Origin of the sequence: Nocardioides sp., from assembly GCF_041600255.1 — a bacterium.
Taxonomy (GTDB): Bacteria; Actinomycetota; Actinomycetes; order Propionibacteriales; family Nocardioidaceae; genus Nocardioides.
Genome location: NZ_JBFIKK010000001.1, coordinates 1 through 13,575, shown reverse-complemented (window position 1 = coordinate 13,575; position 13,575 = coordinate 1). Strand labels below are relative to the sequence as shown.

General features: G+C 71.7%; 16 protein-coding genes. 6 read left to right on the top strand and 10 right to left on the bottom strand.

Translation table 11 applies throughout. The features are described 5' to 3' along the window. Nucleotides 1-29 precede the first annotated feature (29 nt). Nucleotides 30-833: a tryptophan 2,3-dioxygenase family protein gene (locus ABZE72_RS00080; RefSeq protein ID WP_372726963.1), complete on the bottom strand. Its 804-nt coding sequence runs from the start codon at nt 831-833 to the stop codon at nt 30-32. A gap of 43 nt (nt 834-876) precedes the next feature. Here ABZE72_RS00080 and ABZE72_RS00075 point away from each other — a divergent pair, with 43 nt between their 5' ends. After that, nucleotides 877-1,362: a DUF2505 domain-containing protein gene (locus tag ABZE72_RS00075; protein ID WP_372726962.1), complete on the top strand. Its 486-nt coding sequence runs from the start codon at nt 877-879 to the stop codon at nt 1,360-1,362. Further along, nucleotides 1,359-1,847, top strand: coding sequence for a DUF2505 domain-containing protein (locus ABZE72_RS00070; protein WP_372726961.1), 489 nt, complete (start codon nt 1,359-1,361; stop codon nt 1,845-1,847). The genes ABZE72_RS00075 and ABZE72_RS00070 overlap by 4 nt, the downstream gene beginning before the upstream one ends. Here the strand turns inward: ABZE72_RS00070 and ABZE72_RS00065 are convergent. Next, nucleotides 1,832-2,050 (bottom strand): hypothetical protein, encoded by a 219-nt coding sequence (locus ABZE72_RS00065; protein ID WP_372726960.1) that lies wholly within the window; start codon nt 2,048-2,050, stop codon nt 1,832-1,834. The two genes, ABZE72_RS00070 and ABZE72_RS00065, sit on opposite strands and share 16 nt — an antisense overlap. 164 nt (nt 2,051-2,214) lie before the next feature. Here ABZE72_RS00065 and ABZE72_RS00060 point away from each other — a divergent pair, with 164 nt between their 5' ends. Next, on the top strand, nt 2,215-3,288 hold the full coding sequence (locus ABZE72_RS00060; protein WP_372726959.1) for an alkene reductase: 1,074 nt from the start codon (nt 2,215-2,217) through the stop codon (nt 3,286-3,288). Between the two features lie 112 nt (nt 3,289-3,400). Here the strand turns inward: ABZE72_RS00060 and pruA are convergent, their stop codons facing one another. The 3 genes from pruA to ABZE72_RS00045 all read right to left on the bottom strand — a co-directional run bounded on the left by pruA (nt 3,401) and on the right by ABZE72_RS00045 (nt 6,977). After that, nucleotides 3,401-5,029, bottom strand: a complete 1,629-nt coding sequence (gene pruA, locus ABZE72_RS00055) for an L-glutamate gamma-semialdehyde dehydrogenase (RefSeq protein WP_372726958.1) — start codon at nt 5,027-5,029, stop codon at nt 3,401-3,403. A 62-nt stretch (nt 5,030-5,091) separates the two neighbouring features. Continuing rightward, entirely contained in the window at nt 5,092-5,502 is a 411-nt protein-coding gene (locus ABZE72_RS00050) for a hypothetical protein (protein WP_372726957.1), read from the bottom strand. Then, on the bottom strand, nt 5,502-6,977 hold the full coding sequence (locus ABZE72_RS00045; protein ID WP_372726956.1) for a wax ester/triacylglycerol synthase family O-acyltransferase: 1,476 nt from the start codon (nt 6,975-6,977) through the stop codon (nt 5,502-5,504). Before ABZE72_RS00045 ends, ABZE72_RS00050 begins: the two co-directional genes overlap by 1 nt. Before the next feature lie 129 nt (nt 6,978-7,106). On the opposite strand from ABZE72_RS00045, the gene ABZE72_RS00040 reads away from it, so the two are divergent. Both ABZE72_RS00040 and ABZE72_RS00035 read left to right on the top strand, forming a co-directional pair. Next, nucleotides 7,107-7,469, top strand: a complete 363-nt coding sequence (locus ABZE72_RS00040; RefSeq protein ID WP_372726955.1) for a hypothetical protein — start codon at nt 7,107-7,109, stop codon at nt 7,467-7,469. Between the two features lies 1 nt (nt 7,470). Beyond that, complete coding sequence (locus ABZE72_RS00035; RefSeq protein ID WP_372726954.1) at nt 7,471-8,814, top strand: hypothetical protein; 1,344 nt, start codon at nt 7,471-7,473, stop codon at nt 8,812-8,814. Here the strand turns inward: ABZE72_RS00035 and ABZE72_RS00030 are convergent. Beyond that, nucleotides 8,777-10,066: a CpaE family protein gene (locus tag ABZE72_RS00030; RefSeq protein ID WP_372726953.1), complete on the bottom strand. Its 1,290-nt coding sequence runs from the start codon at nt 10,064-10,066 to the stop codon at nt 8,777-8,779. The genes ABZE72_RS00035 and ABZE72_RS00030 overlap by 38 nt on opposite strands. Nucleotides 10,067-10,068: 2 nt before the next feature. Then, entirely contained in the window at nt 10,069-10,704 is a 636-nt protein-coding gene (locus ABZE72_RS00025; RefSeq protein ID WP_372726952.1) for a hypothetical protein, read from the bottom strand. A 115-nt stretch (nt 10,705-10,819) separates the two neighbouring features. Here ABZE72_RS00025 and ABZE72_RS00020 point away from each other — a divergent pair, with 115 nt between their 5' ends. Then, on the top strand, nt 10,820-11,050 hold the full coding sequence (locus tag ABZE72_RS00020; RefSeq protein ID WP_372726951.1) for a helix-turn-helix domain-containing protein: 231 nt from the start codon (nt 10,820-10,822) through the stop codon (nt 11,048-11,050). On the opposite strand, the gene ABZE72_RS00015 is transcribed toward ABZE72_RS00020, so the two are convergent. The 3 genes from ABZE72_RS00015 to sigE all read right to left on the bottom strand — a co-directional run bounded on the left by ABZE72_RS00015 (nt 11,051) and on the right by sigE (nt 13,503). Further along, nucleotides 11,051-12,145: a S1C family serine protease gene (locus ABZE72_RS00015; protein ID WP_372726950.1), complete on the bottom strand. Its 1,095-nt coding sequence runs from the start codon at nt 12,143-12,145 to the stop codon at nt 11,051-11,053. 225 nt (nt 12,146-12,370) lie between these two features. After that, nucleotides 12,371-12,889 (bottom strand): hypothetical protein, encoded by a 519-nt coding sequence (locus tag ABZE72_RS00010; RefSeq protein ID WP_372726949.1) that lies wholly within the window; start codon nt 12,887-12,889, stop codon nt 12,371-12,373. After that, complete coding sequence (gene sigE / locus ABZE72_RS00005) at nt 12,886-13,503, bottom strand: RNA polymerase sigma factor SigE (RefSeq protein ID WP_372726948.1); 618 nt, start codon at nt 13,501-13,503, stop codon at nt 12,886-12,888. The genes ABZE72_RS00010 and sigE overlap by 4 nt, the downstream gene beginning before the upstream one ends. Between the last annotated feature and the right edge of the window lie 72 nt (nt 13,504-13,575).

The window sequence follows — 13,575 nt, the reverse complement described above, 5'->3', positions numbered from 1 at the left end:
AACACGGGCCACCCCCTGCGCCCCGTCCGTCACAGTTCCGAGCGCAGCTGCCACAGCAGCGGGTAGTACTGCAGCGGCAGCCGGGAGCGCAGGTAGCCCGCGCCGCTGGAGCCTCCGGTGCCGGACTTGGCACCGATCATCCGCTCGACCATCACCACGTGCCGGGCCCGCCAGCTCGCGGCGAGCTCGTCGTGCTGCAGCAACGCCTCGGCGAGCGCCCAGACCACGGCGTGCTGCGAACGGTCGTGGGCGGCGGTCCGTACGGACTGCGAGATCTGCTCGTCGTTCTCGGCCGGCAAGCCCTCGGCTCGCAGGACGTCGACGAACGCGTCCCACAACGACGGCTCCTCGAGTCGGCGCGCGAGTCGGGCCTGCTCCTGCTCGGTCAGCCCGCGGAACTTCTCGACGTAAGAGGGGTCCTTGGCGCCGGAGAGGAACTCCAGCTCGCGGAACTGCACCGACTGGAAACCGCTGGCCGGAGCCAGCCGCTGCCGGAACTCCAGGAAGTCCTGCGGGGTCATCGTCTCCAGCACGTCGACCTGCTGGACCAGGATGCGTTCGATGACGTGCACCCGGGCCAGCAGGTGCTGGGCCCACCACAGGGTCCGACCCTCCACCGAGCCGCTCATCGCGTCGCGGGCGGCCGCCACCTCGTGCAGCAGCTGCTTGAACCACAGCTCGTAGACCTGGTGGATCGTGATGAACAGCAGTTCGTCGTGGGCGGGCGGGTCCGACTCCAGGTGCTGGGAGTCGAGCAGCTGGGGAAGCCGCAGGTAGCTGCCGTAGGTCAGCTGGGCGCCCTGCTCACCGAAGGACACGAACGTTTCACTCATGGGCGTGCACGCTAGTCGTCCGGTCTGGGCCATGATGCATGCCATGAAGTTCCGACACGAACTGTCCTACGACGCCAGCCCGGACCAGGTGTTCGCGATGCTGTCCGACGCCGACTACCGCGAGCGCGTCTGCGCCGCCCAGGACGTCATCTCGGCCGAGGTCGAGCTGACCCGGAAAGGCGGCGGCTTCTCCCTGGTCATCGACCAGCAGCAGCGCACCGACGACCTGCCCAGCTTCGCGCGCACCTTCGCCGGGGACGCCACCCGCGCCATCCAGCGCGAGGAGTGGGCCGACACCACCGGCGGCACGCTCAAGATCGAGGCACCCGGCAAGCCGTCCGACATCTCCGGCACGATCACGCTGCGCCCCGAGGGGAGCCGGACCGTGGAGATCGTGGAGCTCGAGGTCAAGGTGAAGGTCCCGCTGATCGGCGGCAAGCTCGAGAAGCTGCTGGCGGAGAAGATCCGGAGCGGGATGGACACCGAGCACACGGTCGGCGTCGCCTGGCTGGAGGAGAACAACCGATGACCAAGCGACTGCGCCACACCCTGACCTACCAGGCCTCGCTGGACGAGGTGGCCGCGATGCTGGCCGACCCGGCCTTCCGTGAGCAGGTCTGCCAGGACCAGGAGGTGCTGCGCCAGACGATCACGATCGACGGTGAGGCCGCTGCTGGAGGGATGGAGGTCACCATCGACCAGGTCCAGGCGGCCGAGGGCATCCCGTCGTTCGCCAAGAAGTTCGTCGGCGACGAGATCAACATCGTCCAGCACGAGCGGTGGAGCAGCCCCGCGAAGGCGGACATCCGGGTGACCATCCCCGGCAAGCCGGGCGAGATCTCGGGAACCGCGGTGCTCACCGAGTCCGGCGGCACCGTCAGCGAGACGGTCGAGCTCGACATCACGGTGAAGATCCCGCTGGTCGGAGGGAAGATCGAGGGCCTGGTCTCCGACCTGCTGCTCAAGGCGCTGAAGTCCGAGAACCGGACCGGGCGGGCCTACCTGTCGAGCTGACCCTCGGCCGGTCCCTGGTCGACGTCCCCGTCGGGGCGCTCCTCGGGGAGTTCGTCTGCGGCGTCCTGGCCGCGTCGTACGGCGATCAGGACCCCCAGCACCACGAAGGGCCCGAAGGCGAGCAGCAGCACGAGCAGTTGCTCGACCGGATGCAGCGCACCCATGTGCAGTGCCACCAGCTGGGGCAGGATCGACGGTGTCATCGTGGCCGATTCTGCCCCAGCGCTCCCGCCTCACCGTCGGCGGCGGACGGTGGTGGTCAGGTGACGGAGACCTGACTCACAAACGGGCTCCGTTCGGAATGCCACGCCCCCCGGCGGCCGTTCTCCCGTCGTTCAGCTTTGAACCAACTGGAGGAGAGCCCCACATGCCTGACCTTTTCGACGCCCTCGCCACCCCGTCGTTGCAGCTCGACAACCGCCTCGTGATGGCGCCGTTGACCCGCAACCGGGCAGACGAGCAGGGCGTCCCGGGCGACCTCGCCGTCGAGTACTACGCCCAGCGGGCGACGGCCGGCCTGATCATCAGCGAGGGCACCCAGCCCAGCGCGATCGGCCAGGGCTACCCGTTCACCCCGGGCATCCACACCCCCGAGCAGATCGCCGGCTGGCGCCGCGTCGCCGACGCCGTCCACGCGCGCGGCGGACGTATCGTCGTCCAGCTGATGCACGTCGGCCGGATCGCCCACCCGGACAGCAAGCACGGCCTCGAGAGCATCGCCCCGAGCCAGCTGCAGGCACCCGGCGAGATCTTCACGACCGACGGCATGCAGCCCCACGCCACCCCCCGAGCACTCGACCTCGCCGAGATCCCCGCGGTGATCTCCGACTACGTGCACGCCGCGCGCAGCGCCATGGAGGCCGGCCTGGACGGCGTCGAGGTGCACGCAGCGAACGGGTACCTGATCCACCAGTTCCTCGCTCCGGGCGCCAACCACCGCACCGACCTCTACGGCGGCTCTCCCGCCAACCGGGCCCGGTTCGGCATCGAGGTCACCCGCGCGATCATCGACGCGATCGGTGCCGACAAGGTGGGCATTCGGATCTCGCCCGCCCACAACATCCAGGGCGCCACCGAGGACGACCCGGCCGACGTACAGGCGACGTACGACGCGCTCCTCGAGGGCATCGCTCCCCTGGGGCTGTCCTACCTGAGCATCCTGGCCGACCCGTACGCGGAGCTCACGCAGCGGCTGCGCAAGAACTTCGGCGGCGTCGTGATCGCCAATGACGGGTTCGCCTCGGTCACCACCCGGGAGAGCGCCCAGGCGATCCTGGACGACGACAAGGCCGACGCCGTGGCCGTGGGCCGCCTCTTCATCGCCAACCCGGACCTGCCCGCGCGGTGGGCCGGCGATGCGGAGCTGAACGAGCCGAACCCGGCCACGTTCTACGGCGGCGGCGCGGAGGGCTACACCGACTACCCGGCCCTCTCCGCCTGACCCCCAGAGACGGCCAATGCCGCCGACCCGTCACTTGTGGTTGACGGGTCGGCGGCATCTGTACAACCACAAGTGGCAGGTCAGCGGCCTTTCAACAACCGAAACTGGCAGGTCAGCGCATGTGCGGGTAGCGGTAGTCCTTCGGGGGCACGAAGGTCTCCTTGATCGACCGCGGCGAGGTCCAGCGCAGCAGGTTGATCGCCGCTCCGGCCTTGTCGTTGGTCCCGCTGGCCCGACCGCCACCGAAGGGCTGCTGACCGACGACCGCACCGGTCGGCTTGTCGTTGATGTAGAAGTTGCCAGCCGCGAAGCGCAGCGCGTCCTGGGCCCAGGCGATCGCGTGCCGGTCCTGCGCGATGATCGCGCCGGTCAGCGCGTACGGCGCGAACGACTCCATCTGCGCCACGACCTGCTCGAAGTCGCCGTCCTCGTAGACGTGCACCGCGAGGATCGGACCGAAGTACTCGGTGGAGAACATCTGGTCGGTGGGGTCGCTGGACTCCACCACGGTGGGCCGGACGAAGTACCCGACCGAGTCGTCGACCTGGCCGCCGGCCACGATCTCGAGGTTCTTGCTGCGCTTGGCCCGGGTGATCGCGGCCTTGTGCTTGGCGAAGGCACGGTCGTCGATCACCGCGCCCATGAAGTTCGACAGGTCGGTGACGTCGCCCATGGTGAGGCTCTCGACCTCGGCCACGAACTCGTCGCGCATCTTCTTCCACACCGACCGCGCGACGTACGCACGAGACGCGGCCGAACACTTCTGGCCCTGGTACTCGAACGCGCCGCGCACCATCGCCGTGCGGACCACGTCCGGGTCGGCCGAGGGGTGCGCGACGATGAAGTCCTTGCCGCCGGTCTCGCCGACGATGCGCGGGTAGGAGCGGTACGACGCGATGTTCTCGCCGACGCTGGCCCACAGGTGCTGGAAGGTCGGGGTCGAGCCGGTGAAGTGGATCCCGGCCAGGTCGGGGCTGCTGAGCGCGACCTTCGAGACCTCGAGACCGTCCCCCGGCAGCATGTTGATGACGCCCGGCGGCATCCCGGCCTCCTCGAGCAGTTCCATCAGCAGCGAGGCGGCCAGCTGCTGGGTCGGCGACGGCTTCCAGAGCACCGTGTTGCCCATCAACGCCGGAGCGGTGGGCAGGTTGCCGGCGATCGCGGTGAAGTTGAACGGCGTGATCGCGTAGACGAAACCCTCGAGCGGGCGGTGGTCGGTGCGGTTCCAGATGCCGGGGCTGTTCGCGATCGGCTGGTCGGTGAGGATCTGCTTGGCGTAGTGGACGTTGAACCGCCAGAAGTCGATCAGCTCACAGGCGCTGTCGATCTCCGCCTGCTGGGCGGTCTTCGACTGGCCGAGCATGGTGGCGGCGTTGATCCGCTGGCGCCAGGGGCCGGCGAGCAGGTCGGCGGCCTTGAGCAGCACCGCGCAGCGCTGGTCCATGTCGAGCCCGCGCCAGGCGGGGGCGGCGTCGGCGGCCGCCTTGATCGCCGCCTTCGCGTCGGCCTGGGTCGAGTTCTTCATCACCCCGAGCACGTGCTGGTGGTCGTGCGGCTGCACGACCGTGATCTCGGCACCGCCACCGGCCTTCGTGCGGCCACCGATGTGGGCCTTGAGGTCGTGCTGCGTGCGCTCGAGCCGGTCGAGCTCGACGACGAGGTCCTCGCGTTCGGGGGTGCCCGGGGCGTAGGTGAGGTTCGGCTCGTTGGTGGGAGCCGGCGGGAAGGTGATCGCGTCCATGGACGCGATCGTGTCAGACCTGCCCGGCGGACTCCAAGCAGCCGCAGGCGTTCGACGACGACCTAGAGCAGGTGCTGGATCTCCTGGGTGGCGAACCACGCCAGGTCGTCGTCCTCGTCGGCGTCGTCGGGACGGTCCTCGGTGTCCGCGTGCAGGGCCGCCACGTTCTTCCACGGCACGTCCGCGGCCACGTCGACCAGCGTGGGGTCCTCGCCCGCCACCGGGCTCACCGACGGCACGTCGGCGGCCAGCACGTAGCGTCGCGGTCGATCGCCTGCTCCGCGCAGTCCCCGGCAGCTGCCCGCGGCCGCCATCAGGGCGGCGTACTCCCAGCCCTCGTCATCGCCGTCGCTCCACTCCGAGCGCAGCTCGTCGGTGACGGCGTGGGCGCGCAACGGCCCGCCGAGACGTCCCTCGGCCACCAGGGCCGCCAGGCCGGTCGAGGTCAGGGGCACGTAGATGCGCTCGGCCATCAGTCCGTCACCGTCCTGCGCGCCGTCGCGCGCGGCTTGGCCGGGACCCGCTTGCGACCGCGCGGAACCTTCGGTCGGGCGCCGGTCGCCGTGTCGAGCAGCTCGTCCAACGCCTCGCGCAGGCAGGGCCCGAGCAGGTCGGCGTCGGGCAGCAGGTCCCGGTCGGCGGTGATGCCGTAGAACACGCCACCGTCGTACGACGTGACGCCGATCGCCAGGGCGTGCCCGGGCAGCAGCGGCGGGACCGGGTAGGTCTCGGTCATCCGGGCGCCGGCGGCGTACAGCGGCGACTGCGGGCCGGGCACGTTGGTGACGCTGAGCTGGAAGCCGCGCCGGCGGGCCTCGTCGGCGGCCACCCGGGCGCCGATGGCGTGGAACGTCGTGGGCGCGAACCCGGCGATCCCCGCCAGCCGATTGGCCGCCACGCCGCGACCGGTCTCCTTGTGCACCTGGAACGAGTAGGACACCTGGTGCAGGCGGACCACCGGGCTGGCCTCGCCGATCGGCAGGTCGACGAAGTGGGCAGCGATCTGGCTGCCCAGCGAGGTCGCCTCGAGCTCCTTGTCGACCACCGAGACCGGCACCACCGCGCGCAGCTGGCGCAGGCCGCCGAGGGACTCGGTGCGGGTCATCAGCCAGCCCCGCAACGCTCCGGTGACGGCGGCGAGGATGACGTCGTTGACGGTGCCGCCGTGGGCGTCGCGGACCGTGCGGTAGTCGGCCAGGTCGGTGCGGAGCACGACGATCCGGCGCTGCTGGGACAGCGTGCCGCTGATCGGCGACTCACGCTCGGGGTCCCTGCCGGTGAGGGCGCTGACGACCCGGTTGGTGCGGTGGCTGGCGGACTCCACCGTCCGCAGGACCGCCTCGGCGTTGCTGCGCACGGTGTCGAGCGTCGTGGTGGAGCTCGTCACCGAGTCCCGCACCGCGCCGGTGAGCAGTTGCAGGGGGCTGACCGGGCTGCGCGGACGCCACTGGTCGCCGCCGAGCTCCTTCGGGGTCTGCGTGACGTCGAGCAGCACCTGGCCGAGGTCGACGGTGTGCACGCCGTCGACGAGGGCCTGGTGGGACTTGGAGAGCAGGGCGACCCGGCCGTCGGCCAGCCCCTCCACGAAGTACATCTCCCACAGCGGGTGGTTGCGGTCCAGCGGGCGCGACACGATCCGGCCGACCAGCTCGCGCAGCTGGTCGAGCGACCCGGGTCGCGGCAGGGCGGAGCGGCGTACGTGGTAGCTCAGGTCGAAGTCGACGTCGTCGACCCAGACCGGGTTCGCGAGGCGCCCGGGCACGGCCTGCAGCCGCTGGCGGTAGCGGGGCGCGAAGGAGATGCGGTCCTGCACGAGGTCGAGGAAACGCCGGTAGTCGAACCCCGAGTCGCCGGGGTCGAAGATCTCGACCGTGGCGTTGTGCGCAGGCGTCGAGGGAGACTCCGCGGCGAGGAAGGCCAGGTCCCGCGGTCGGAGCCGGTCGGTCATCCGGAGCCCTTTCGTCGCGTGCGGCCGGGGTGGCGGCCCGAGAGGTTGTGTCACATGGGATTCTGGCAGAGGCGCCGGTCCACCCGGGCGCCTGCCCACCCTCACGAGCGATCGACAGGAACCCCCGACATGCGGCGACTGCTGGCAGCAGCGGCGATCATCGCCCTCCCCCTCATCCTGAGCACCGGGTGCAGCGAGTCCCCAGGACCATCGGACAGCGCCCCTCCCGAGCGTCAGACGATCGAGATCACCTTCTCCGACGGCTCCGTGACCCCCAACGGCGAGCGGGTCCAGATCGAGGCCGGCACGCCGATCGAGCTGGTGGTGAAGTCCGACACCGCGGGCGAGCTGCACGTGCACTCCAGCCCGGAGCAGCAGCTGGAGTACGGCGCGGGCACGACCACGCTGAAGCTGACCATCCAGACCCCTGGCGTCGTCGACATCGAGTCGCACTCGCCGGCCAGGACGATCGTCCAGCTCGAAGTCCGCTGACGTGTCGCCCGACCGGCTGACCGGGGCCCACGGCATCGGCGGCGCCAAGGACCTCCCGCTCTCCCCCGAGCTGGCCATCGCCGGCGCTGTCGCGGCGCTCACGGTCTCGTTCATCGTGCTGGCGGTCGCCTGGCGCTCGCCGCGGTATGCCGGAGCCGCCGGCGGGGTCGTCCTTCCGGGCACCACCCGGATCGTCGACTCGGCGGCCTTCCGAATGCTGCTGCGTGCCCTCGGCCTCGCGATCACGGCGTACGCCGCCGTCGCGGCCCTGCTCGGCCAGGACCTGCTCACCAACCCGTTCTTCGGGATGTTCTTCGTCTGGTGGTGGGTCGGCCTGGTGCCGCTCTCGCTGCTGCTCGGACCGGTCTGGAAGGCCATCAGCCCGGTCCGGACGATCAACCTGCTCTTCGCCCGGTTGTCGGGCAGCGACCCCGACCGCGGCGTGTTCACCTACCCCGAGCGACTCGGCTACTGGCCGGCGGCCCTCGGGCTCTTCGCGTTCGTGTGGTTCGAGCTGGTCTTCCCCTACAAGACCGAGCTGGATGCCGTCCGGCTCTGGTGCGCGGTGTACCTCGCGGTGATGCTGCTGGGCGGCGCCCTCTTCGGCAGCCGCTTCTACGAGCGCGGCGACCCGTTCGAGGTCTACTCGAGCCTGGTCGCGAAGATGTCGGTCTGGGGGCGCCGCGACGGCATGCTCGTGCTCCGTAGCCCGCAGGCCAACCTGGACACCGTCGAGGTGGGGCCGGGCCTGCTCGCCGTGGTCAGCGTGCTGTTCGGGAGCACCGCCTTCGACTCGTTCCGGGACTCCAACGCCTGGGTGCGCTTCCTGCAGAACACCCCGGCCTTCCGGGACCACGGCTGGCTCGCGGACGTCGCCAACAACCTCGCGCTGCTGGTCTTCTGCGCCGGCGTGGGGCTGGTCTTCGCCCTGGGCTCGATGCTGACCGGCGTGGACAAGGCGACCCGGCGGGTGGACCTGCCCGACCTCTTCGCGCACTCGGTGGTGCCGATCGTCGTGGGCTACATCTTCGCCCACTACCTGACCTACCTCTTCGAGGTCGGCCAGCAGACGCTGATCCAGGCCAGCGACCCGCTGGGCGACGGCAGCAACCTGCTCGGCACCGGCGACTGGAGCGTCAACTACTGGCTCTCCTACCACCCGACCCTGCTGGCGAACTTCAAGGTGGTCGCGGTGGTGCTCGGACACGTGGTGGGCGTGGTCGCCGCCCACGAACGGGCGATCCAGCTGCTGCCCAAGCGCCACCAGCTGACCGGCCAACTCTCCCTGCTCGTCGCGATGATCGCCTTCACCGTCGGTGGGCTGTACCTGCTGTTCGCCGCCTGAGCGGGCGACGGGCGGCGCGGTCCGCCGGCGAGGGCAGAGAGCCCGGAGCGACCACGTCGACCACCCGGTCGAGCGCGCGCCCCAGCGCCGAATCCCCGGCCTCGGCCAGGGTCTGACCGGCGAGCAGTTGGCGATCCACGCTGGCGCGGTCCTCGGGCAGGAAGTGCACGTCCGCCACCCGCAGGAAGCCGGTGACCATGCCGGCGATCTCCTTCTCCGACCAGCCCAGGGACGGCCGCATCCGGTTCACGACCACGCGTACCGGGGTGCCCTCGACGACCGGGCGGAGCTCGACGAGACCCCGGGCCAGTCGGGAGAGCCCGACCGGATCGGCGCTGCCCACGACCACCACCTCCTCGGCCCTCGCCAGCGCCGTCAGCGTCAGGTGGTTGCGGCCGGGCCGGGCGCCGAACTCGGCGCCGGGCTCGTCCTCGATGCTGAAGCCGGTGTCCACCAGGACGTCCCCGCGGCCGGCGGCATCGTCCAGCAGGGCCTCGAGCACGCCGGGGCGGACCTCCACCCACCGGTCGGCCCGCGGCAGCCCGGTCACCACGGCCAGCCGGCTGTTCATCCGGCGCGGCAGGGTGCGCCCGTGCTCGTCGAACGCGCCGGTGCCCGCGAGGCGAGCGGCCGCCAGCAGTCCGGACACCTCGTCCAGGATGCCCAGCTGCTGCGCCACGGACCCGCCGTACGGGTCGGCGTCGACCAGCGTGGTCGCCCTCCCCCGGGCCGCGAGCAGGGCCGCGAGGCCGGCGGCGACGGTGGTCCGGCCGGGAGCTCCGGCCGGACCCCACACGGCGATCACCCGGCCGCGCGGCCCGGCGGCGTCGGACGGGTCCGGGTCCGCTCGGGCGGGCGGCTCCGCACCGGCCGGATACGCCGGGTCGTCCCCGGGGCCGATCACGGCGGCGACGAGACCCGTCAGATCGGTGGCCGGGACCAGGGCGGAGACGCCGATCCTCGCAGCCCGCAACCGGGCCGGCTCCTCGTCGACCGTGCCCGGCAGCACCAGCACGGGCCGGACGCCGTGCCGGCGCAGGAGGTCGATGGCGGAGCGGTCGAGCCCGGGCGACTCCAGACCCAGCACGGCCACGTCGGCCTGGCCGGCACTGGAGGCGGCGAGGAGGTCGGCGACGTCCACGCACCGCTTGAGCACCACGATCCCGCGCTCCTCGTTCAGACGGCCCAGGGCGTCGGACTCCCAGGCGGCGCCACTGGCGACGACGAGGACCACCACCGGACGTGCGGGCACGCTCATCCCCGCCGGACCACGGTGAGGGTGGGCTGGTCGAGCGAGCCCAGGAGGCGGAAGAAGCGATGGGCCGCGCCTTCGTCCACGGCCAGCACCAGCTGTCGGCGCCCGGTGGCGGCGAAGCCGGCGTCCAGGGCCGGGGACTCCACGACCGGCACCGAGGACAGCGCCGGTCGACCCGACTCGAGGTAGACGTCCACGACCGACCCGGCGGCCACCGACGGTGGCACCAGGTGAGCGTCGACGGCGATCGGGAGCCGGAGCCGTTCGTCGCCGCTCTCCTCGGCCCCCACGGCCGCCCGCGGCAGCAGCTCGCCGTCCGCCACGGCCCGGGTCAGCCTGATCACGGCCGGGAGCTGCTCCTGAGCCCGCAGGTAGCCCGCGGACGCCTCGGCGAGGTGCACCCGCGCGACGACGAGGTCCTCCGGCGCCAGCACGTCGCCCTCGACGTGGTCGCCGGCGACCGACCAGACCTCGATCGTCCGGTCGGCAGCACCGACGACGCGTGCGCCCAGGACCACGGAGAGCGTGACGACGAGCAGGCCGACCCATAGGCGGGGGTCGCGCCAGCCGGGCGCGCGCACCCGCAGCGCAGGTGGAGTCGACGATGAGGTGGGAGTTCCCGAGTTCCTGACCACGCGCCCATCATGCAGGCCGGACCCGGCGCAGGCACACGGCGGTCCACAGGACGTCCTCCACAGCGTCCGGAGTGGGTGAACCGGATCAGCCGGTGGAAGGTGCGAACATGGGGCCATGTCCGGCAGCCCACGCTTCTTGACCCTCGCCGACGTGGCCGAGGTGCTCAACACCTCCAGCGCGCAGGTCTACGCGCTCGTCCGCCGCGGCGACCTGCCGGCGATCAAGATCGGCGGACGGGGTCAGTGGCGGGTCGAGTCGAGCCAGCTCGAGGAGTTCATCCAGCGGATGTACGCCGAGACCCGCACCTTCGTGGACCAGCACCCGTACGTCGAGAGCGACTCCTGATCAGCCGACCTCGGAGCCCAGCTCCACCGAGATCGTCAGTTCGCGGCCGCCCCGCTGCACGGTGAACTCCAGGGTCTCTCCCGGCTGGTGCGAGCGGATCGAGACGATCAGCGCGATCCCGTCGGTGACCCGCTCACCGTTGACCTCGGTGATCATGTCGCCCTTGACCAGCCCGCCCTTCTCGGCCGGGGTCCCGGGCAGCACCTCGTCGACCTCGGCCCCGACGCCGTCGTCGCGGCCGGTGCGCACCTTGGCACCGATCACCGGGTAGCGCGCCTTGCCGGTGCGCAGGATCTGGTCGGCGGTGATCCGCACCTGCTCGATCGGGATCGCGAACCCGACACCGATGTTGCCGGCCTCGGCACGCCCGCCACCGGTGGTGGCGATCGCGGAGTTCACGCCCACGACCTGGCCGCGAAGGTTCACCAGGGGCCCGCCGGAGTTGCCCGGATTGATGGCGGCGTCGGTCTGCACGGCGTTGATGTAGGAGGATTCGTTGTTCTCGTCGCCCGTGGTGACGGGTCGGCGCAGAGCGCTGACGATGCCGGAGGTGACGGTCGAGCTCAGGCCGAGCGGGGAACCGAACGCGACCACGGACTCCCCCACCCGCAGCGTCTGCGACGCGCCCAGGGCGGCCGGCTCGAGCTGCTTGACGCCGTCGGCGTACAGCACGGCCAGGTCGTAGACGGTGCTGCGACCGACGACCGACGCCTCGTAGCGGTTGCCGTCGTGGTCGACGATCTCGATCAGGCCGTCGTCGGCCGCCGCTTGCGCGACCACGTGGTTGTTGGTGATCACGTGACCCTGCCGGTCGAGCACGAAGCCCGAGCCGGTCGCGCCGGCGGAGTCCCCGTCGTACTCGGCGGCGATCTGGACGGTGCTGGGCAGCAGGGTCTGCGCCACGGCCGCGATCGAACCGTTGTCCTGCTCCAGCGGCGGCACCCAGACGGTGTCGACGCCGTTGAGACCGGAGCTCACTGCGCCCGGGTTCTGCGCCTCGGTCACCGTGTCGTAGGTGAGCCCGCCGACGACCCCGCCGACCAGGCCCAGCACCAGGGCGAGGACGGCCACGGCCGGCCAGGTCCAGCCGGGCACGCCTCGGGCCGATCGTCCTGACGGCGCCCCGTTCGGCCCAAGGTGCTGCCCCGGGTGCTGACCCGGCTGCTGCGTGACCTGCTGCGTCGCCGGTCCCGCCGGGGGAAACCCGGACCAGCTGCCCGGCAGCGGCTGCGTCGTGGGCGGCACCCAGCTGAGCGGCTGGGTGGGCTGGTCGTCGTCGTGGCTCACCTGACCATCTTGACCCACCGCACGAAACCGGGCCTAGGGGGTGCTCGGTCGGAGCCGGTCCCCGGGAGCCGGCTGGCCGGTCGACTGGCCCGTCGACTGGCCAGTCGGACGGGCGGTCGGGCCGAGGACCGGCACGAACGTGGTGGCCGGCCGGACCAGCTGCGTCGCCGGCGTACGCCGCTCGGCCGGCGACACGTCCGCCGGGGCCGTGCCGAGCGCCAGCACCCCCAGCACCGCCGCACCGACCGCGCCGCTGCCCAGGGCGACGACCCCGCCGTACGCGCGTGCCCGCGAGGCACCGTCCGCGGGCAGGGTGGGCGACGCCGCTGCCCAGCCCCCGGGTCCCCCGAGCAGGGCGCCCTTGAGGTGCTCCGGCGCGTGTCCGCCGGTCGGCGCGAGCCCGGCCAGCTGGGTCTTCACCCAGCCCTCGTGCTCGACCCGGTCGCGACACTGGTGACAGGCGTGCACGTGCGCCCAGGCGCGCTCGGTCTCGGCAGCGGAGAGCTGGCCGTCGAGGAGGGCGCTGACGCGCGCGCCGAGGTGTCCGATCATCCGTCGCGCCCCGTCGGGGCCAGGGACGGCCCGCACGTCTCGACGGCCGGGCCGGAGTAGCGCGCTCGGCCCTCACCGGGCGCGCGGTGGGAGAGGGCGCTGCGCAGCATGGCGCGGCCGCGGTGGATCCGTGAGCGGACGGTGCCGATCTTGGTGTCCAGGATGGTGGAGATCTCCTCGTAGCTGAGCCCCTCCACGTCACAGAGGACCACCGCGGCCCGGAAGTCGGGCGGCAGCGTGGCCAGCGCTCGCTCCACGTCGTCGTCGAAGGTCCGGTCGGCGTAGGCGAGGTCCGGGCTCGGCGAGGCGCTGGTGAGTCGCTCGGCCCGCTCGTCGGAGAGGGCGTCGAAGCGGATCCGCTGCTTGCGACGGGCCTGGTCCAGGAACAGGTTGGTGGTGATCCGGTGCAGCCAGCCCTCGAAGGTCCCGGGCGTGTAGGAGGCGAGCGAGCGGAACACCCGGACGAAGACCTCCTGGGTGAGGTCCTCGGCGTCCTGGCGGTTGCCGGTCAGGCGGTAGGCGAGCCGGTAGACACGGTCGGAGTGCAGCTCGACCACCTCGTCCCACGTCGGCACCGCGGACGTGCCTGACTGGCCCTGGGTCGCAGCGTCCACCGGGGTCTCCTCATGGCGCGATTCGCGCGCCTTCACTCCGAACAGCGTCTGACTTCCTCACCGTAGGAACCG